Annotated in this window: 18 protein-coding genes; 5 read left to right on the top strand and 13 right to left on the bottom strand. The window is 44.9% G+C overall.

Features of this window, described 5'->3' with window-relative positions:
• Positions 1 to 24: 24 nt before the first annotated feature.
• The 5 genes from RWS39_RS03670 to RWS39_RS03650 form a co-directional block, all read right to left on the bottom strand.
• Complete coding sequence (locus RWS39_RS03670; protein WP_223367638.1) at positions 25 to 2,025, bottom strand: ABC transporter permease; 2,001 nt, start codon at positions 2,023 to 2,025, stop codon at positions 25 to 27.
• Positions 2,006 to 2,785, bottom strand: a complete 780-nt coding sequence (locus RWS39_RS03665) for an ABC transporter ATP-binding protein (protein WP_048766503.1) — start codon at positions 2,783 to 2,785, stop codon at positions 2,006 to 2,008. The genes RWS39_RS03670 and RWS39_RS03665 overlap by 20 nt, the downstream gene beginning before the upstream one ends.
• Positions 2,786 to 2,868: 83 nt before the next feature.
• On the bottom strand, positions 2,869 to 3,627 hold the full coding sequence (locus RWS39_RS03660; protein WP_314480565.1) for a TraX family protein: 759 nt from the start codon (positions 3,625 to 3,627) through the stop codon (positions 2,869 to 2,871).
• 111 nt (positions 3,628 to 3,738) lie between these two features.
• Positions 3,739 to 4,719, bottom strand: a complete 981-nt coding sequence (locus tag RWS39_RS03655; protein ID WP_314480563.1) for a sensor histidine kinase — start codon at positions 4,717 to 4,719, stop codon at positions 3,739 to 3,741.
• Positions 4,703 to 5,389 carry a response regulator transcription factor gene (locus RWS39_RS03650; protein ID WP_037615348.1) on the bottom strand — a complete coding sequence of 229 codons (687 nt, stop codon included), beginning with the start codon at positions 5,387 to 5,389 and terminating at the stop codon, positions 4,703 to 4,705. Before RWS39_RS03650 ends, RWS39_RS03655 begins: the two co-directional genes overlap by 17 nt.
• A gap of 205 nt (positions 5,390 to 5,594) precedes the next feature.
• On the opposite strand from RWS39_RS03650, the gene RWS39_RS03645 reads away from it, so the two are divergent.
• The 3 genes from RWS39_RS03645 (at position 5,595) to RWS39_RS03635 (ending at position 9,609) form a co-directional block, all read left to right on the top strand.
• The gene (locus tag RWS39_RS03645; protein ID WP_061910052.1) at positions 5,595 to 6,854 is read left to right on the top strand and encodes an NRAMP family divalent metal transporter; all 1,260 of its coding nucleotides are present in this window, start codon (positions 5,595 to 5,597) and stop codon (positions 6,852 to 6,854) included.
• Positions 6,855 to 6,973: 119 nt separating this feature from the next.
• A complete protein-coding gene (locus RWS39_RS03640) occupies positions 6,974 to 8,179 on the top strand; it encodes a DUF2974 domain-containing protein (protein ID WP_314480559.1) in 1,206 nt (401 codons plus the stop codon).
• Positions 8,180 to 8,412: 233 nt separating this feature from the next.
• Positions 8,413 to 9,609 carry a ferredoxin reductase family protein gene (locus RWS39_RS03635; protein ID WP_314480557.1) on the top strand — a complete coding sequence of 399 codons (1,197 nt, stop codon included), beginning with the start codon at positions 8,413 to 8,415 and terminating at the stop codon, positions 9,607 to 9,609.
• 371 nt (positions 9,610 to 9,980) lie between these two features.
• Here RWS39_RS03635 and metG read toward each other — a convergent pair whose 3' ends face one another.
• The gene (gene metG, locus RWS39_RS03630; RefSeq protein WP_314480554.1) at positions 9,981 to 11,978 is read right to left on the bottom strand and encodes a methionine--tRNA ligase; all 1,998 of its coding nucleotides are present in this window, start codon (positions 11,976 to 11,978) and stop codon (positions 9,981 to 9,983) included.
• Between the two features lie 190 nt (positions 11,979 to 12,168).
• On the opposite strand from metG, the gene RWS39_RS03625 reads away from it, so the two are divergent.
• Complete coding sequence (locus tag RWS39_RS03625) at positions 12,169 to 12,996, top strand: exodeoxyribonuclease III (protein ID WP_314480552.1); 828 nt, start codon at positions 12,169 to 12,171, stop codon at positions 12,994 to 12,996.
• Positions 12,997 to 13,007: 11 nt separating this feature from the next.
• Positions 13,008 to 13,394 carry a bleomycin resistance protein gene (locus RWS39_RS03620; protein ID WP_314480551.1) on the top strand — a complete coding sequence of 129 codons (387 nt, stop codon included), beginning with the start codon at positions 13,008 to 13,010 and terminating at the stop codon, positions 13,392 to 13,394.
• A 348-nt stretch (positions 13,395 to 13,742) separates the two neighbouring features.
• Here RWS39_RS03620 and RWS39_RS03615 read toward each other — a convergent pair whose 3' ends face one another.
• The 7 genes from RWS39_RS03615 to RWS39_RS03585 all read right to left on the bottom strand — a co-directional run bounded on the left by RWS39_RS03615 (position 13,743) and on the right by RWS39_RS03585 (position 18,027).
• A complete protein-coding gene (locus RWS39_RS03615; protein WP_314480550.1) occupies positions 13,743 to 14,837 on the bottom strand; it encodes a nucleotidyltransferase in 1,095 nt (364 codons plus the stop codon).
• Between the two features lies 1 nt (position 14,838).
• Positions 14,839 to 15,573 carry a class I SAM-dependent DNA methyltransferase gene (locus RWS39_RS03610; RefSeq protein WP_314480548.1) on the bottom strand — a complete coding sequence of 245 codons (735 nt, stop codon included), beginning with the start codon at positions 15,571 to 15,573 and terminating at the stop codon, positions 14,839 to 14,841.
• A 75-nt stretch (positions 15,574 to 15,648) separates the two neighbouring features.
• Complete coding sequence (gene rsfS, locus RWS39_RS03605; protein ID WP_002915774.1) at positions 15,649 to 16,014, bottom strand: ribosome silencing factor; 366 nt, start codon at positions 16,012 to 16,014, stop codon at positions 15,649 to 15,651.
• A 9-nt stretch (positions 16,015 to 16,023) separates the two neighbouring features.
• Positions 16,024 to 16,626 carry a bis(5'-nucleosyl)-tetraphosphatase (symmetrical) YqeK gene (gene yqeK, locus RWS39_RS03600; RefSeq protein WP_314480544.1) on the bottom strand — a complete coding sequence of 201 codons (603 nt, stop codon included), beginning with the start codon at positions 16,624 to 16,626 and terminating at the stop codon, positions 16,024 to 16,026.
• Positions 16,623 to 17,255: a nicotinate-nucleotide adenylyltransferase gene (locus tag RWS39_RS03595; protein WP_005590993.1), complete on the bottom strand. Its 633-nt coding sequence runs from the start codon at positions 17,253 to 17,255 to the stop codon at positions 16,623 to 16,625. Before RWS39_RS03595 ends, yqeK begins: the two co-directional genes overlap by 4 nt.
• Before the next feature lie 28 nt (positions 17,256 to 17,283).
• Positions 17,284 to 17,595, bottom strand: coding sequence for a ribosome assembly RNA-binding protein YhbY (yhbY, locus tag RWS39_RS03590; RefSeq protein ID WP_005590995.1), 312 nt, complete (start codon positions 17,593 to 17,595; stop codon positions 17,284 to 17,286).
• Positions 17,596 to 17,643: 48 nt separating this feature from the next.
• Positions 17,644 to 18,027: an MGMT family protein gene (locus RWS39_RS03585; RefSeq protein ID WP_005590997.1), complete on the bottom strand. Its 384-nt coding sequence runs from the start codon at positions 18,025 to 18,027 to the stop codon at positions 17,644 to 17,646.
• Positions 18,028 to 18,029 lie beyond the last annotated feature (2 nt).

The raw sequence follows: 18,029 nt of genomic DNA, 5'->3' as shown, positions 1-18,029 counted from the left end.
GACCATCAGGCCAGGGATTTGCTCTTAGCGGGCGACAATCTTGCGGTAACTGCGAGAAGTTAGTAAGAATACTAAAATATAGGTCAGGAGGAAGACGCCGCAAGTTGCAAGTGTTGTCTGGATTAAGAGAGGAAGATTGGTCACTCCCAATAGAGCAACTATCAAGCGCAGCATATGAAAGACTGCTGCTATATGTAGAAAAGCAAAGATGAGAGGTAGGAAGAAAACAGTCAAAATCTGCTTGCGAATGGTACTTCTGGTTTGCTTTTCATCTAAACCAACCTTTTGCAAGATGATAAAGCCATCACGGTCCTCATAGCCTTCAGAGATTTGCTTGTAGTAAATCACAAGAACAGCTCCTAGAAGGAAGATAACTGATAGGAAGACTCCGATGAAGAGCAAGGTTCCAGTAAGTTCCTGATAGCTCTTTTCTGCGCTATGACGATCACTAGCCATTGCGTAGCTACCATCTTGGGCCTGTTCCTGATCCAAAGTGTCCCTCAGTCCCAGCTGGACTTGCTCGACAAATGTCTTACTACCCTTAGTCTCCGAAGCAACTCCAATGTAGTAATAGTGTGCAACATTAAGCCCTACTTCTTTACTATCATTGACCACCATATAGAGGCCCTGTTCCATGGCCACGTCGTTTGGATTAGGGATTTCCCCATGCGTGAAATTCGACGGTAAAAGCTGCTTAATCTTCCAGTCTTTACCATTTACTCGGAGAGGTTTATCCTTATTTAAGGAAACATTTTTTCCATAGACAAGAGTTTCATCATCTGCCAAGTCTATCTTTTTCCCTGTCATTTTTTCATAATCCTGGCGATTGATAACTGTAATCGTGCCGGCAGACTTGGTCAAGATACTTGGATCCGAATCCAGCTCGCTTTGCGCTGGAACCGTGATATCATTTCCAGCTAGTTTCATGATGAAGGCTGATTGATAGAGATAGGTAGTATAGCTTGGCTTCTTCAGACCTGTATCCTGAGCGACCTGCTGAACCTTGTCCAACAGAGCCTCCTTCTGATCGGTCGATTTCGGAAGGACGACGCTGACATTGTAATCCTTTGGATGCAAGGTAGTAATATAATCCTGACCTCCAACATAGATATTGATTGTACCGACCAGAGTCACCAGGAGCATAGTAGATAGAATGGAGATAGTTGCCAATCCTGCTGCATTTTTACGCATCCGCGAGATAAGATTGGAAACGGAAATGAAATTCTGCGTTTTGTAATAGTAGCCTTTGCGCTTTTTGAGAAATTGCAATAGTGTAATCGAACCGGCATTAAAAAGCAGATAGGTTGCTAGGATAACCATGATCACAGCTACAAAGAAATTGCCGATAGCAGCGACAGGTTTGGTAACGGTCAAAGCCATGTAATAAGCCACTCCCATGAGCAAGAGCCCCAGCAAGGTTTGCACCCAAAGGAAGCGTCCCTTCTTCTCGCCTGCTTTCTTTTCTTTCATTAGGTTAAGAGAGCTATAGCGTAGAAGGCGGGTCGAGTTGAGCAACAAAATCACCGCAAAAGCGACACCCAGACTGGCCAGAGTCATCCAAACATTCTGCCATTGGAAGGTCGAGGCAAGAACGGCCGGCATTCCCATCAATTTCAAAAGAACGGCGTAGAGCATCTTATCTAAAGCTAGACCAGACAAGATACCTAGACCAACTGTAGCTAGATAAAAGACACAGAGTTCAAAGAAGGTCATAAGCAGCAGGTGACGCTTTTCCATCCCCAGCACGCTATAAACACCGAGCTCCCGCGAACGGTTCTTCATGACAAAGCTATTGGCATAGGTGATAAGGATGAGCACCGCAATCTGAATGACCTGGATACCAAATTGCAAGGTCATGCGAGCTGCTGTACCACCATAAGAGGTCTCCATATTTGGACTGTGAGCCAGTGAGACAAAACTATACAGAATCGCTGTCGCCAGTACCGTCGCCAAGGCAAATGGATAATACAAACTGCGATTTTTGATCAGATTTGATAAAGCCAGTTTACTCGTTAGTTTGAACATAGTTGCCCACCTCACTTGCCATAACTGTCAGAGTATCAGAAATCTCTTGGAACATCTGCCGCTCGGTCTTGTTGCCGCGGAAAATTTGATTGTAAAGAATCCCGTCCTTGATAAAAAGTACCCGTTTAGCGCGACTAGCCGCTGAAGTCGAGTGGGTCACCATGAGAATGGTCTGGCCGCGGTCGTTGATATCGTCAAAGACATCTAGGAGAGCAGCCGAAGACTTAGAATCCAGCGCTCCTGTTGGCTCATCCGCCAGCAAAATCTCAGGCTCAGTGATAATAACGCGGGCTACCGCCACCCGCTGCTTTTGACCACCAGAAATTTCATATGGAAACTTCTCTTGGAGTTTATTTATCCCCAGCTCATTGCAGGTTGTGACCAGCTTTTGCATCATCTCGGTAATGGGACGGCGAGATAGAACCAGAGGCAGGAGAATATTATCCTTGACCGACAGGGTATCTAGCAGGTTGAAATCCTGAAAGACAAAGCCTAGCTTTTCTCGGCGGAAGCTGGAAGCTTGGCTATTTTTGATAGTTGCCGTGTCAGTTCCATTGAGGAAAACACGGCCTTCGGTCGGCTTGTCCAGCATAGCTAGGATGTTGAGCAGGGTGGATTTCCCAGAGCCTGATTCTCCCATGATGGCGACATACTCGCCTTTTTCTACCGTAAAGTGAATGTCCTTCAGTGCCTCTACTTGGCTACCCTGAAAGCGAGTCTTATAAATCTTTTTCACGTGTTGTACATCTAATAAGGTCATCATGATCTCCTTTTCTATAATTCCATTTTAATACAGAAACAGCTTTATTTCCATATTTTACTAATTTTTAAATGCCAATATTTTTATCTCTGCACTAGATATGCAATCAGTGCGATGATCCAGAGATGGGCTGGGTAAAAGATATAGAAGAAATACTTGCCCCACTTGCCATTATAGCCTCGCTCGCCATTGTAGAGATGGAGGAAGGGCAAGACGGTAATAAAGGCCCAGTCTGAATTGTAGAGCATCATCGAAATGGTGGCCCCCATGGTTGGGTAAATTTCAATGCTCAGACAGAAGAGCAGAAAAGCCAGAACCATGTAAGAGAAAGTTCTAAGAGCAGGCTGATTGCGGAAGATATAGCTAATCAGCATCAAAGGAATAATGGTCATGCCGCCTTCTGTCAAAAAGACTCCCGCCAAACCAATTAAGACTGCCGCTCCAATCCGCAAATAGCGCTTCTCATCCATAACCTCTTTACTATTTTTTGAAAGGTCAAATACAAGATTAAGCACCAGAACGCCACAGGCTAGGCTGAGAAAGATATTATTCTCAAGATGAATCCCCTTGCTATGAAAGAGCATGGTCAGAATGGTATTGCCCAGCTGCATGATAGCCGCCCAGATAAACAAGCGTGCATTGTAGGCCAAGCGATTGCGCGTATGCAGAAAGCCTTCTACTGCGCTAAAAGCAAACCAAGCAGCTACACAGCGGGTCAGCAGGTGAAAAATCCCGTCCCAGCCCGTCGGCAAAAGCCCTGGAATCTTACCAATATGATCAAAGACCATGAAAAAGGCCATGAAAAGCTTGAGTTGGAAAGCATTTAATCCTCTTGTTTTCATTTCATGTCTCCTTGTCTTCTTTATACATCTATCTTACAAAAAAAGAAAGGTCGGTACCATAACCTAACCTTTCAATTTCACTGGCCAACCTTACAAATTTGTAAGAATGCCTTATTCAAATATCATCTTCTTCTCTGAAAAGCTAATCATGACAGTTGTTCCCTGTCCGACCTGCGAAGCGATGCTAATCTGATGCCCTAGCTCATCTGCGATTTTCTTGGACAGATAAAGTCCCAAGCCAGACGATTGCTGGGTCAAACGACCATTATAGCCCGAAAAACCTCGCTCGAAAACCCGCAGCAAATCCGCATCCTGAATGCCCAAACCGCTGTCTTTGATATAAAGCGTATCCTCCTGAAAATAAATCTCAATCCCGCCTTGACTGGTGTATTTCAGACTATTTGACAGCACTTGCTCCAAAATCACGACAAACCATTTCCTGTCTGTGATGATGGTTCGGTCCAGATCATGCAGATTGAGGCTCAAGCCCTTTTGGATAAAGAAAATCGCATACTTCTTGACAATCTCCTTGATCAAGTCTTCAACATTTTCCTTTTTCAAGATCAAATCCTCGTGGAAACTCTCCAGACGAAGATACTGCAAGACGATATTGACATAGGACTCGATCTTGAAGAGCTCTTGCTCCAGCTGGTTCTTGACCTTCTTGTCCTCAATCTCTCCGACCAGCAATGAACTAGCTGCAATAGGCGTCTTAATCTGATGAGCCCAGAGCGTATAATAGTCCATCAGGTCATTTAACTTCTCCCTCTCCTCAATCGCACGGTTCTTCTTGTCCATTTCCAAAAGAGCTAGTTTCTCAAAAAGGAGAGCCTCTAAGGCTGTCTGAGGCCGACCTGAGGCATAAAAGAGCTGGTTACGATATTCCTTATAGGCACTAGCTAGATCCATTCCCAAGAAAAAGCTAGCAAGGAGAAAGGCTAAGAGCAACTGATACTCTAACAGACTGCGCCCATCCTCGAAAATAAAGGCAAACATCCCCATAATCGAAAATACAATCAGCAAGAGCAACAAAATGAAGCGACGGGAGTACAGATGATGCTTCAAAAAGAAAAATTTATCCTGCATGTCCATTGGTCAAACCATACCCTATCCCTTTTTTCGTCTCAATGAAATGCTTCAGACCGTGCTCCTCCAACTTCTTGCGCAGGCGGGCAACATTGACGGACAAGGTATTGTCATCAATAAAGAAATCGCTGTTCCAGAGCTCCTTCATCAAGTCATCACGCGCCACGATGCTACCAGAATGCTCAAATAGCACCCGCAAAATCTGAAATTCATTCTTGGTCAGCGTTACAAGCTCGCCCTCATAAACCAAATCCATGGATTTAAGATTTAAAATCACGCCCTGATATTCCAAAAGACTTTGATCCGTCCCAAACTCATACGAACGCCGCAGCAAGCCTTGAACCTTGGCCAGAAAGACATTATTATCAAAGGGCTTGGTCACATAGTCATCTGCGCCCATATTGATGGCCATGACAATATCCATAGACTGGTCACGCGAAGACAAAAACATAATCGGCACCGTTGAAATCTTCCGAATTTCCTGGCACCAATGGTAGCCGTTAAAGAGAGGCAGGCCAATATCCATCAGCACCAGCTGAGGCTCCTCCTTGACAAATGTTGTCAAAACCTGCATAAAATCCTCAATTGCCACAACCTGATAGCCCCATTGCTCCAGCATTTTTTTGATCATTTGACGGATGACCGCATCATCCTCGACCAGTAAAATCTTGTGCATTTCATTTCCTCACTCATTTTTCTTACTGCTATTATATCAAATTCTCCCTTAAATCACAGAGACTTTTTTGATCTGAGATTCATCTTATTTTCAGAAAGTTTCAAGAAATCCTTCAAGAAGTGTTGATAAAGACAGAGTAAAAAGATAAAATAACACTACATTCAGAATTATCTGAAAATTCATTTTTTATAATAAGGAGATTATTATGCTAGAACAAACTCAGACATCTACCTGGCAGTCCAAACTAAAAGCCCTAGGTCCTGGGATCCTCATGGCCTCTGCTGCTGTTGGCGGCTCTCACATTGTTTCCTCTGCTCAAGCAGGGGCCAAGTATGGCTGGGCTCTGATGGGACTGGTCATCTTGGCCAACCTCTTCAAATATCCCTTCTTTCGCTTCGGTGCTGAGTATACCTTAGAAACTGGTCACAGCTTAGTTGAAGGCTATGCACAAAAAGGAAAAGTCTACTTAGGCATCTTCTTCGTTTTAAATGTCTTCTCCGCTTTAGTCAATACAGCAGGAGTCGGGATTCTCTGTGCTGCTATTATCGCCAGCGCCTTTCCAAACGCCCTTGGACTCAGTATTACTCAATGGTCTCTGATTCTCATCATCCTGATCTGGGCAATGCTACTCTTTGGTGGCTACAAGTTCCTCGATGGCCTTGCCAAATGGATCATGTCCGCTCTAACCTTTGCAACTGTTATTGCAGTCATCGTTGCCATTATCAAGCATCCTGAGTACGGAGCAGACTTCGTTGAAAAGACACCTTGGCAGATGGCTGCCTTGCCTTTCATCGTTTCTCTAATGGGCTGGATGCCAGCTCCAATCGAGATTTCAGCAATCAACTCCCTCTGGACTGCTGAGAAAGGAAAATCTGTCAATATCTCTGTCACAGACGGTCTCTTTGACTTTAATGTTGGCTATATCGGTACGGCCATTCTGGCTATCTTCTTCGTCGCTATGGGCGCTCTCATCCAGTATCCAACTGGTCAAGCAGTTCAAGATGCTGGTGCTGCCTACATCCAGCAATTCGTTGGGATGTACGCATCCGTTCTTGGCGACTGGTCACGGATTCTGATTACTTTCATCGCCTTTCTCTGTATCTTTGGTACGGTTATTACCGTTATCGATGGCTATTCCCGTGTAAATGCTGAATCCCTACGCCTCCTTCTCAATGAAGATAAGACTTCTCAAAAAACTCTGCATATCTGGATGACAGCTACAGCTATTATCGGTGGCGTTATCATCTACTTCTTCCAAGGTAGTGTGGCTCTCATGCTTCGTTTTGCCATGATTGCTTCCTTCCTGACTACTCCATTTTTTGCTCTTCTAAACTATCTTCTCGTTACGAGCGAGAATAAACATCTGAGCAAATGGCTAAAAGGTCTTTCCATCCTTGGTTTGATCTTCCTCTTTGGCTTTGCCTTATTCTTTATCTACGCCATCCTCATCGGTAAGGCTTACTAGATCAAAAGAGCTGGAAATACTGAAGAATATCTTCAGGTTTCCGCTCTTTTCTTTTTCCCTTCCTAACAATCTACGTCCACTTATGCTATACTGGAAGAAGATAGAATATGGAGATAAATATGGGAATAATTTTTGATTACCTAGACCAAGTAGCTTACGACAGTATCTACGACACCCCCTTTAACGAACTGGATATGCTGATGCTGACGGAGATAACTTATCTGCCTTTTGACCAGATTGTGTCTGACCAGATGTCCCCTGATTGTACTTGCCGCTTGTTTGAAGCTGCTGAAAAAGTGCCCCAGGATTTGTCCATGTTGGTGACTAAAAATCGTCTGAAACTCTTGGAAAAAGCAGCCAGCTCCACCCGCTTCAAAAATATCAAACTCATGGGTTATGTCAATGACATTGATCCTGATGTTCAAAAGCAGTTTGCAGCTATGATTTTCAAAATCAAGCCTGATAGCTATGTCCTGACCTTCCGAGGAACCGATGATTCCATTATCGGCTGGAAAGAGGACTTCCACATGACCTATATGGATCAGGTCCCAGCTCAAAAAACAGCGGTCAATTATCTGCGAAAAGCCATGAATGCTCTGCCTGGTCAGTTCATCCTGACAGGTCACTCAAAGGGCGGCAACTTAGCTTCCTACGCTGCTAGTCAAATCGAGCCAGAATACCAAGAGCGGATCCAGAGTATTTACAGCTATGATGCTCCTGGACTGAATCACTCGATCATCACCAGTCAAGGCTACCAAACTATTTCAAACAAGATAAAGCGCTACATTCCACAGGGCTCTATCGTCGGAATGATGCTCGAAACGCCCAAGCAGGCTCAGATTGTCAAAAGTACAGCTATCGGCGGTCTGGCCCAGCACGATACCTTCTCTTGGCAGATTGCTGACCAGACTTTTGTCCTACTGGACAACCTCAATCCAGATAGCCTTCAAATGGATAAAACTCTGAAAAACTGGGTGGATAGCGTTTCTGATGAGGAATTAAAAGACTTTTTCGACCTCTTTTTTGGCCTCATCCTGGATGCTGGTATCAGCTCCATCAATGACCTCACCAAGCTGGAAAATTTCGACAAAATCTTGGCTGTTTTTGAAAATGCCAATGCTCTCACAGACCAAGAGCGGGAAATGCTGACGCGCCTGGCCAAACTACTGGTAGACATGCGCTACCAGTCTTGGAAAGACGACATGAACCTGCTGAAGCCTAGCAAACTTGTTCAAGAGGTTAAGGAAAATCTATCTGAATTGACTAAGAATCTTCCTTTCACAAGCAATGATCCCGCTCAAACAGATGAACCAAATGAGCAATAAGCTATAAATACAGCACTTGTAACTCTCTAATATAAAAGAAAAACACTCCTGTCTAAATCTAGAAAACTAGACTCAGGAGTGTTTTATTCTAACAAATAGGTTAATTTTCTAAAATTGGAAGCAGCATGTAGTATGATGGACAGTCAGTCTCTTGACGGCTTGTTTTTTCTTTGTTAGAATGTAACAAATATATTTACAACTAAGTAGTGATAAAAATCAGAAAGGAAACCATCATGAAATCTATCAAAGGAATCGCCCTTATTGCTGTCAGCATAATCCTGACCATCTATGCTTGGGCTTCAGCTGGGATGACCAACTTTATCGTACCCGGTCTGGCCTTAACTACCCTTTCGCTGACCTTTTTACTTGCGACTCGGAACGCCCTATTGGAAAAATGGTTCCATGGCATCGAAAAGATGTATGCTTATCATAAGTTTACAGCTATCTTTTCCGTCGTCCTGCTTGCTCTCCACAATGTTGCTATGGGTGGCAGCCTCTGGGGCTCTCATCTGGCGGCCCAGCTTGGGAATGTCGGCATCTATCTATTTGTCAGCATTGTTCTGGTGGCCTATCTTGGCAAGCACATCAAATATGAGGCTTGGCGCTGGATTCACCGTTTTGTGTATCTGGCTTATATCTTTGGTCTCTTCCACGCCTATATGCTGATGGGCGGTCGACTCCTGACACCGACCTTGCTAGGCTTCGTAGTCGGATTCTACGCTATCATCGGTTTAGCTTCTGGCTTTTACATCATCTTCCTCTATCAAAGTTTGGCCTTTCGCCATCTGGGAAAAATTCTGCAGGTCAAACGACTGAACCACGACACCGTGGAGTTGAAGATCCAGCTTAGTCAAAAGCTAGACTATCAGTATGGTCAGTTTGCCTTTGTCAAGATTTTCCAAGAAGGATTCGAAAAAGCGCCACATCCTTTCTCTATCTCTGGTGGCCATGACAATATCGTCTACTTTACCATCAAGAACTCTGGTGATCACACTAAAAAAATTTATGACAAAATCCAAGAGGGAACCAAGGTCTCTATTGACCGAGCTTATGGTCACATGATTCTTGACCAAGGGCAGGAAAAACAAATCTGGATTGCTGGCGGGATTGGCATTACGCCCTTCATCTCCTATATCCGTGAAAATCCTAATCTGAATCGTCCAATCAGCTTCTACTACGCTTATACTGGAGCAGAAAATGCTGTTTACCTAGACCTCCTCACAGACTACGCGGCCAAGAATCCGCAGTTTAACTTTCATTTGGTTGATAGTAAGGTCTCTGGCTATTTGGACTTCAAGAATTATCCTTTGGACGACAAAACCACCGTCTTCATGTGCGGACCTGTCAAGATGATGGATAAACTAGCCAACGAATTTAAAAAGACCAATCCTAAAGCAGATCTGGTCTATGAAGGTTTTAAGTTTAAATAAGAATTGGCATATCTTAGAACAATTATACAACACTGCCTCCTTATCCTCATTGCCATCAAATCGCTAGCCTAAACGATCTAGGAACTTCTAAATAAGCTAGATGAAAAGCAACTCAGTGAAGAATCTTCTTTTCTAATCTTATTACAGCAAAAGAATTTGGGACAAAAAGATTTCAATTTTTAAAAATCTCAATTATTAAGCCCTTCAAATCTATAATTAAATGCGAAAAGCGAACAAAGCAGAATTCTGATTACCAGAAAACTAGTTTTGTTCGCTTTTTATATTTGAGGTCGGACTTTTGTCCCAGACTCTTTTCATTAAATAAGATAGACAACAATATTAGCAATTAAAAGCATAAGCTACAAATGTCTCTACCCAATCAAACTTCCATTTGGGACTTTCTCGTCCACAGTTAGGAGAGTCAGTTGGTCGCCGTACTCGGCTGATAGAATCATACCTTGGCTGATGCGGCCCATCATTTTGCGCGGCTTGAGGTTGGCTACGATTTGGACTTTTTTACCGACCAGTTCTTGCTCGTTTGGATAGTATTTAGCAATACCAGAGAGGATTTGGCGGTCTTCGCCGTCTCCTGCATCCAAGCGGAATTGGAGCAGCTTATCAGAGCCTTCAACCTTAGAAACTTCTTTGACTTCTGCGACACGGATTTCCACCTTATCGAAGTCGTCAAACTTGATTTCTTTGCGGTTAAGTTTGAGCTCGACTTCTTCTGGCTTCCATTCTTTTTCAACCGCAGGTTTGTTGCCTTCCATTTGTTCTTTGATATAGGCAATTTCTTCTTCCATATCGAGACGCGGGAAGATTGGCGTCCCTTTTTCTACAACTGTCAGACCTGCCGGGAGCTGGTCAATTGCTAGATTTTCCAGTGAAACTGCTTGAGGCAAGCCGAGTTGACTGAGGACAGCCTTGCTGGTTTCCATCATGAAAGGCTCAATCATATGCGCCACAACACGAAGGCTGGCTGCCAAGTGGCTCATGACTGCTGCCAGTTCTTTGACCTTAGCTTCATCCTTGGCCAAAACCCAAGGAGCGGTTTCATCGATGTATTTATTGGTGCGGGAGATGAGCGTCCAGACTGCTTCTAGGGCGCGTGGGTAGTCCACTGCATCCATGTGTTTGTAGTAGTCAGCGATGGATTCAGCTGCCACTTGAGCCAGAGCTCCGTCAAAGTCTGTCACATTTTCTTCATAGGCTGGCACCTGACCGTCAAAGTACTTGTTAATCATAGAAACAGTACGGTTGAGCAAGTTGCCTAGGTCATTAGCTAACTCATAGTTGATACGACCCACATAGTCCTCAGGTGTGAATGTTCCATCAGATCCCACCGGAAGACTGCGCATGAGGTAATAACGCAGAGCATCCAAACCATAACGCTCTACCAGCATTTCCGGATAGACCACATTGCCCTTAGACTTGGACATCTTGCCATCCTTCATGACAAACCAGCCGTGAGCAATCAAGCGGTCGGGCAGCTTAATATCCAGCATCATGAGCAGAATTGGCCAGTAGATAGAGTGGAAACGCAGAATGTCCTTGCCCACCATGTGGAAGACTGTTCCATTCCAGAATTTATCGTAGTTAGCATGATCATCTTGACCGTAGCCAAGGGCTGTCGCATAGTTGAGAAGAGCATCAATCCAAACATAGACAACGTGTTTAGGATTGGATGGCACAGGCACGCCCCAGGTAAAGGTCGTCCGAGATACGGCCAAGTCTTCCAAACCAGGTTCAATAAAGTTTCTCAACATTTCATTGAGACGGCCGTCTGGCGTAATGAAGTCGGGCTGTGATTTGAAAAATTCTACCAAGCGATCTTGGTACTTGCTTAGACGAAGGAAGTAAGACTCTTCTGATACCCATTCCACTTCGTGTCCAGATGGAGCGATTCCGCCCGTCACATTTCCTGCTTCGTCACGGAAAACTTCTGCCAGCTGGCTTTCGGTGAAAAATTCCTCATCAGATACAGAATACCAACCTGAATATTCACCTAAATAGATATCATCTTGAGCTAAGAGTTTTTCAAAGACATCCGCTACAACCTTTTCGTGGTAGTCATCAGTTGTCCGGATAAATTTATCGTAAGAAATATCCAAGAGCTGCCAGAGTTCCTTGACGCCAACCGCCATGCCATCGACATATGCTTGCGGACTGATACCAGCTTCCTCAGCTTTTTGCTGGATTTTTTGACCGTGCTCATCAAGACCAGTCAGATAGAAAACATCGTAGCCCATGAGGCGCTTGTAGCGAGCCAAAACGTCACAGGCAATGGTCGTATAGGCAGACCCGATATGGAGCTTGCCAGACGGGTAATAAATAGGTGTCGTAATATAAAACGGTTGTTTTGTAGTCATTTTTTAATCCTTTCAAGGCTAATGAAACCTTTTTTGATAACACTTCATTATATCATATTTCCTAGCGATTGAAAGAGAGGACTCTTCCATCCTCTAACCTTTTTTATAGCCTTACAATCACTTTGCTATAAATCAACTCTATCTTTTGGTATAATAAACTCAGGAAATTTCTACTAGAAAAGGACATTTTATGAAACTCATCTCTTGGAACATTGACTCTCTAAACGCTGCCTTGACCAGTGATTCTGCCCGCGCTCAGCTCTCTCAGGCTGTCCTTCAGACCTTGCAAGCAGAAAATGCGGATATCATCGCTATTCAGGAAACAAAGCTATCTGCTAAAGGCCCGACTAAAAAACACCTTGAAATTTTAGAAGAGCTCTTCCCAGACTATGAAAACACTTGGCGCTCCTCTCAAGAGCCAGCTCGCAAGGGCTATGCAGGAACCATGTTCCTCTACAAAAAAGAACTGACGCCAACCATGACCTTCCCAGAAATCGGCGCTCCATCAACCATGGATGTCGAAGGCCGCATCATTACACTGGAGTTTGATGACTTCTTCGTCACTCAGGTCTACACACCCAATGCTGGCGATGGTCTCAAACGCTTGGAAGAACGTCAGGTCTGGGATGTCAAATACGCTGAATACTTGGCAGCACTGGATGAACAAAAACCAGTCCTCGCAACTGGTGATTACAATGTAGCCCACAAGGAAATCGACTTGGCCAATCCTGCCAGCAACCGCCGTTCACCAGGCTTTACCGATGAAGAACGTGCCGGCTTCACCAACCTGCTGGCTAAAGGCTTTACCGATACCTTCCGCCACTTGCACGGCGATATCCCTAACCAATACACTTGGTGGGCGCAACGCAGCAAAACCTCTAAAATCAACAATACTGGCTGGAGAATCGACTACTGGCTGACCAGCAACCGCATAGCTGACAAGGTAACCAAGTCTGATATGATCGACTCTGGTGCACGTCAAGACCATACGCCGATTGTCATGGAAATTGAACTTTAAGGAGGAATCCGATGGACTATCAAGCTGTCATTCCTGAATTTGTGGTTTCTGACATCGAACAATCACGCCACTTCTACTGCGACTTACTGGGCTTCTCTGTCGAATACGAGCGTCCCGAAGAGAAATTTCTCTTCCTCTCACTTGAAGACTGTCAGCTCATGTTAGAAGAAGGCAGCGCAGAAGAATTAGCACAACTGACCTATCCTTTCGGGCGCGGTGTCAATATTTCCTTTGGCATTGAGGATGTTCCTCAGCTCCACCAAAAACTGCTGTCAGCTGACTATCCCATCCATCGTCAACTGACAAAAAGAGAATTTCGCGTAGGAAATAGCTTTATTTATCCTCATGAATTTGCGGTTTTGGATCCAGATGGATATTTTCTACGATTTAGTGAATAAGAAGAGTCTGGGACAAAAGTCCGACCTCAAATATAAAAAGCGAACAAAACTAGTTTTCTGGTAAACAGAATTCTGCTTTGTTCGCTTTTCGCATTTAATTATAGATTTGAAGGGCTTAATAATTAAGATTTTTAAAAATTGAAATCTTTTTGTCCCAGACTCCTCAATTGTCTTTGGATTGTCGAGCAAGACGCAGTGGTTGAGTGGGCTCTACTAGGCTGATTTCATCAGCTTTTACAGCCCTACTCAACTGTGCGGAGGTGGGACGACGAAATCGAATTCTAACCAATTACCGATTTCTGTCTCACTCTCTATTTACAAGTAAATTTATCAAATCCATCTATACTATCAGAGAGTATTTTGTAGTGGAAAGTGTCCAAAATTCTGCTCCGTCAGTGCAGGATTGCCCAGCTGATAGACCTTGTCAGCCTGCTGGGTCAAACTGTCCCATGGCTCCTTGCCAATACGGCTGACCAGTTCAACTTTTCCCTTAAGCTTGGACAAATGCTGGCGTCCCTGCTCAGAAAATCCTAAGATATGGATTCCTGATGGAAGCTCTTCTTGTCTAGCTCCGACTAGGATATAGGTCAGCAGACGTCGGACCCTAGCCTTGGTGTAGCGCTTGGTCGCCACCTGCTCAACCAGCTCTTCCATGGTCACACTGTTTTTTAAGGCCTCTCTAATCCGAACAGCCAACTCCTGATTGACCTGATAGTAGTCCGTCAAATCCTGACAGGTCACTATCTGGTAACGAAGGTAAGGAAAGAGATCTGACCAAGTCACCTTGGGTGTAGTCTCAAGCAGCTTATAGCTTGGAGTAAATTTTTTGAGAAAGTCTGGCTGATCCAGATTCTGGCGAAGAGCAGTTGCGGAGGCGAATTCTTGATTAGCTGATAAGGAATGGTAGCCGGCTCCCTGACGTTGAATTGGACACAGTTTTATATCCTTTCCCGCCGTAGCCTTGGCATAAGCTAAGCCCAAGATATGGTTGGGCGTAGAGCCTGAGAAATTGAGCCCAGCAAATTCCTGCCACATGGCCTGAGTCTTCTGAGGATAGGATAGGGAGTCAGGCAGGTCAGCCAGATAAGCCTCCATCTGCTCAGCCTTTTGACCATAGACCCTCGAAATACCCTCATAGTCCAGCACTTCCTCGGTCCCAAAAGTCAGCTGTTCGACTCCTAGCCTCTCTAAGATGTCCACTGCCCCCATAGCGAAAAAGTCTGCCGCCTGAACGCTGACCAAGAAAGGCAGCTCAAGAACCAGATCCGCTCCAGCTTCCAAAGCCATCTGTGCCCGAGTCCACTTGTCCACGATAGCCGGCTCCCCTCGCTGAACAAAATTACCACTCATAGCGATAATTTTCAGACCAGAAGCCTGCTCCAGCAGATATTTGTGCCCATTATGAAAAGGATTAAACTCTGCGATAATACCAGTGATTGTCATCTCATTTCTCCGCCACAAAGAACCAGCGTCTACTTGTTTCTGTCGGCTCCTTATCCTCAAAGTCCGCGTAAACCTTGACATTCTTAAAGCCAGCCTGCTCCAGCAAGATATCATAGGTCAGAATCTCATAGGTCCGCTCCTCATGCACCTCGTCATGGCGCGTGAAGCGCCCATCTTCGTCTTGGACAAAGAAGGTCAGCTCATGCACGATGGAATGAGGCGGTTCGTCCGCATAAGAATCCCAGACCATGGCAAAGGTTTCAGCATTTTCATGATAAGAATAGCCTGGAAAAGCCTCGTCAATCTGGTAAATCGAGTGCACATCAAAGATAAAGCGGCCGCCCTCATTTAGATGCTGGTAAACCTCAGTAAATACTTGACCGACATCGACTTCGTCCTCCATATAGCAAATCGAGTCCGAATAGCAAGTCACCAAATCAAACTGACCGACGCCACTCAAATCCAGCATATTGCCCTGGATAAAAGGAATGTCCAAACCAGCCTCTTTGCTACGTTTCTCTGCCAAATCCAACATTTCCTGACTCAAGTCCAACCCCGTCACATCAAAACCTGCCTGCTTAAAATAAATAGACTGAATGCCCGTTCCACAGGCTAGCTCCAGCAGCTTTTTCTTATCCTTTGGAAAATGCCGCAGGCTGAAATCCGTCCACTTCTCATACAAAGAATCATCCATAATCGCATCGTAAACCGACGCGAAGGTTTCATAAGTTGCCATACTTTTCCTTTCAAAAATAGCCCAGCCAGCAGGCTGACTGAGCCGAATTTTGCTTTCTTGCCTCAGGGCAAAAAATCACTTGTTTTTTTCTTCCAATAAGGCTGCAACATCTACACCAGTTGCTTCGTGCCAAAGTTTTTCCAGATTGTAATGCGCCCGCATTTCCTCAGAAAAGACATGGACAACGATGCCGCCCAAGTCAAGGAGAACCCAGCCACCAGCTGCGTCTCCCTCAACATGACCAGCAGAAACTCCAGCCGCAGCAGCTTTCTCACGGATATTTTCAGCTACCGCATCCAGCTGACGACTGTTCATAGAGCTGACGATGACAAAGTAATCTGTTACAGTAGTCAGACCTTGCAAGTCCAACGCCACAATATCTTCTGCACGCTTTTCATCGGCCGCCTTCACGACCAGTTCCAATAATTCTTGTTCTTTCATAGTTCCTCTTTAATTTTCTTTTATTTCCTTCAGATATTCTACAAAGGCATTGTAAGTCTCCAGGGTCTGCGGGTAGATAGGGATTCCCTTGTGAGCCAAATGCTCCACCGTCCTTGCTGTTTCATAGGCCACAGCTTGATTGAGCGACTGCTGAGCCAGCTCCCTAGCCTTGTCCACTCCCGGAAAATCCCGGTTGTGCTCAATATAGTCGGCGACATAGACGACCTTGTCCAGCTCAGACATGGTGCCACTGCCCACTGTATGAATCTCGATGGCTCGGAGAATCTCTGCATCTTCGATGCCTAGGTCTTCCTGAATCTTGTAAATGCCCACCATGCCATGCCAGACGTTATTCCCCCAGTTTTTCAGGTCAGGATCCAGCTGGTATTTGTCAATCAAGGCCAGAAATTCCTCATCCGAGACCTTTTTCGCATAGTCGTGTAGAAGCCCTGCCAGACCCGCTTTTTCGACGTCAAGACCGAAGCGCTCCGCTAATTCACGGGCAGCTTTTTCCACACCTAAACAATGTCGCAGGCGTTTCTCGGGCATGACTGTTTCCATCTTAGCCAGTAAGGCCTCACGGCTCATGCTGATATAGCTTTCATAGGTCATAGATAAAGCCCTTCTTTCTCAATATAGTCTAAGACTGGCTGAGGTAACAGGAAATTAGGAGTCCGTCCCTGAACCAGAAAATCCCGTACCATACTGGATGAGATGTCCATGAGAGGCACATCTACCCAGATAACTGGATAGGAAGTTCCCGCCTTGTAGCGCGGCCGCTGAACACCGACAAACTGAACTAGCTCAACCAGCTCATCAATCCGGTACCACTTGGGCAGATAGTCCACCATATCTGCACCGATGATAAAATAATAGTCCGTATCTGGATGTTGCTCTGTCAGCAGCTTCATAGTGTCGTAGGTGTAGGAAATTCCCTTGCGCTCCAGCTCAATGGTTTCAATCCCTAGGCCTTCAATGCCCTCGATAGCCAGCTCCAGCATCTTCAGCCGATGCTTTTCATCGATGGTCTCTTTCTTATCCACATGGGGCGGCTCGTACTCTGGCATGAGCAGGACCTGATCCAAGCCTAACTGTTGGCGGACCTGATCCGCTACGACCAAATGAGCATGGTGGACAGGGTTGAAATTCCCACCTAAAATGCCAATCTGCTTGCGTTTTTTATCTTTAGCTTCTGGTTCTAATTCCACCTTGGTAAAGGGGGTCAGTAATTCAATAGCCATAGGCTGATATCTCCACAGAAATTTTTCCTTAAATTTGTTTCACTTTAACAGAGAGTTTGCGATTTTCCTTCTTACTAGACTGCTTGTAGAGAATCAAGATCCGGCCAATCTTCTGCACCGTATCCACTCCGATTTCTTCTTCCAAAATCTCAGCAACTTCATGGATATTCTCATCTGTATTCTGCAAGAGCGTAACCTTGATCAGTTCTCGCGCATCCAGTGCCTGACGAATGCTGGTTTTAATCTGGTCATTGAGACCGTTTTTTCCAATCTGAACGATGGGCTTGAGTGAGTGGGCCTGACTGTTGAGAAAGGCTCTTTGTTTACTTGTTAATGCCATAGTTTTCCTTATTCTTTTAAAAATAGCAGAGCTTATACTCAAAGAGTATTAGTCTTGCCCGCACATGAGATTTCTTTCCAAATCAAATGAATACCGTTTCTTTTGAAAATCTTGGACATAGTACCTCATCTTTGTTTTCCCTTTTTGAATAATGCTATGTCCTTCCGCTTCCAGCAGCCCTCTTTGTACTTCAAGGCCTCCAGGATACTTCGCATTGACTTCCCCGCCTGACTTGAGCACTCGCCAATAGGGGATTTTGGCATCTTCCTCAGACCAAGCGACAATCAAAGCAGCAATACCTGAAAAAAATGGAGCACTATTATCCTGTCCAAAGTGAGTACGCAAATCAGCCAAGGTAACCACTTTGCCGTATGGTATTTGCTGAATAGCTTCCACATATTTTTCTGGTGTGATAAAAGTTGACTGGGTCATAC

It is taken from the genome of Streptococcus cristatus (assembly GCF_963529205.1).
In the GTDB taxonomy this organism is placed as follows: Bacteria; Bacillota; Bacilli; order Lactobacillales; family Streptococcaceae; genus Streptococcus; species Streptococcus cristatus_O.
The sequence above is the reverse complement of the archived record's forward strand: the minus strand, read 5'-3'. Positions and strand labels throughout refer to the sequence as shown.

Bases quoted from the DNA above. Each gene is read 5' to 3' on its own strand.
- yhbY (WP_005590995.1), bottom strand. From the start codon at position 17,595: ATGGCATTAACAAGTAAACAAAGAGCCTTTCTCAACAGTCAGGCCCAC.
- RWS39_RS03610 (WP_314480548.1), bottom strand. From the start codon at position 15,573: ATGGCAACTTATGAAACCTTCGCGTCGGTTTACGATGCGATTATGGAT.
- RWS39_RS03635 (WP_314480557.1), top strand. From the start codon at position 8,413: ATGAAATCTATCAAAGGAATCGCCCTTATTGCTGTCAGCATAATCCTG.
- RWS39_RS03645 (WP_061910052.1), top strand. From the start codon at position 5,595: ATGCTAGAACAAACTCAGACATCTACCTGGCAGTCCAAACTAAAAGCC.
- RWS39_RS03660 (WP_314480565.1), bottom strand. From the start codon at position 3,627: ATGAAAACAAGAGGATTAAATGCTTTCCAACTCAAGCTTTTCATGGCC.
- yqeK (WP_314480544.1), bottom strand. From the start codon at position 16,626: ATGACCTATGAAAGCTATATCAGCATGAGCCGTGAGGCCTTACTGGCT.
- RWS39_RS03625 (WP_314480552.1), top strand. From the start codon at position 12,169: ATGAAACTCATCTCTTGGAACATTGACTCTCTAAACGCTGCCTTGACC.
- RWS39_RS03595 (WP_005590993.1), bottom strand. From the start codon at position 17,255: ATGGCTATTGAATTACTGACCCCCTTTACCAAGGTGGAATTAGAACCA.
- RWS39_RS03650 (WP_037615348.1), bottom strand. From the start codon at position 5,389: ATGCACAAGATTTTACTGGTCGAGGATGATGCGGTCATCCGTCAAATG.
- RWS39_RS03615 (WP_314480550.1), bottom strand. From the start codon at position 14,837: ATGACAATCACTGGTATTATCGCAGAGTTTAATCCTTTTCATAATGGG.
- RWS39_RS03620 (WP_314480551.1), top strand. From the start codon at position 13,008: ATGGACTATCAAGCTGTCATTCCTGAATTTGTGGTTTCTGACATCGAA.
- RWS39_RS03640 (WP_314480559.1), top strand. From the start codon at position 6,974: ATGGGAATAATTTTTGATTACCTAGACCAAGTAGCTTACGACAGTATC.
- RWS39_RS03670 (WP_223367638.1), bottom strand. From the start codon at position 2,025: ATGTTCAAACTAACGAGTAAACTGGCTTTATCAAATCTGATCAAAAAT.
- rsfS (WP_002915774.1), bottom strand. From the start codon at position 16,014: ATGAAAGAACAAGAATTATTGGAACTGGTCGTGAAGGCGGCCGATGAA.
- RWS39_RS03665 (WP_048766503.1), bottom strand. From the start codon at position 2,785: ATGACCTTATTAGATGTACAACACGTGAAAAAGATTTATAAGACTCGC.
- RWS39_RS03655 (WP_314480563.1), bottom strand. From the start codon at position 4,719: ATGGACATGCAGGATAAATTTTTCTTTTTGAAGCATCATCTGTACTCC.
- metG (WP_314480554.1), bottom strand. From the start codon at position 11,978: ATGACTACAAAACAACCGTTTTATATTACGACACCTATTTATTACCCG.
- RWS39_RS03585 (WP_005590997.1), bottom strand. From the start codon at position 18,027: ATGACCCAGTCAACTTTTATCACACCAGAAAAATATGTGGAAGCTATT.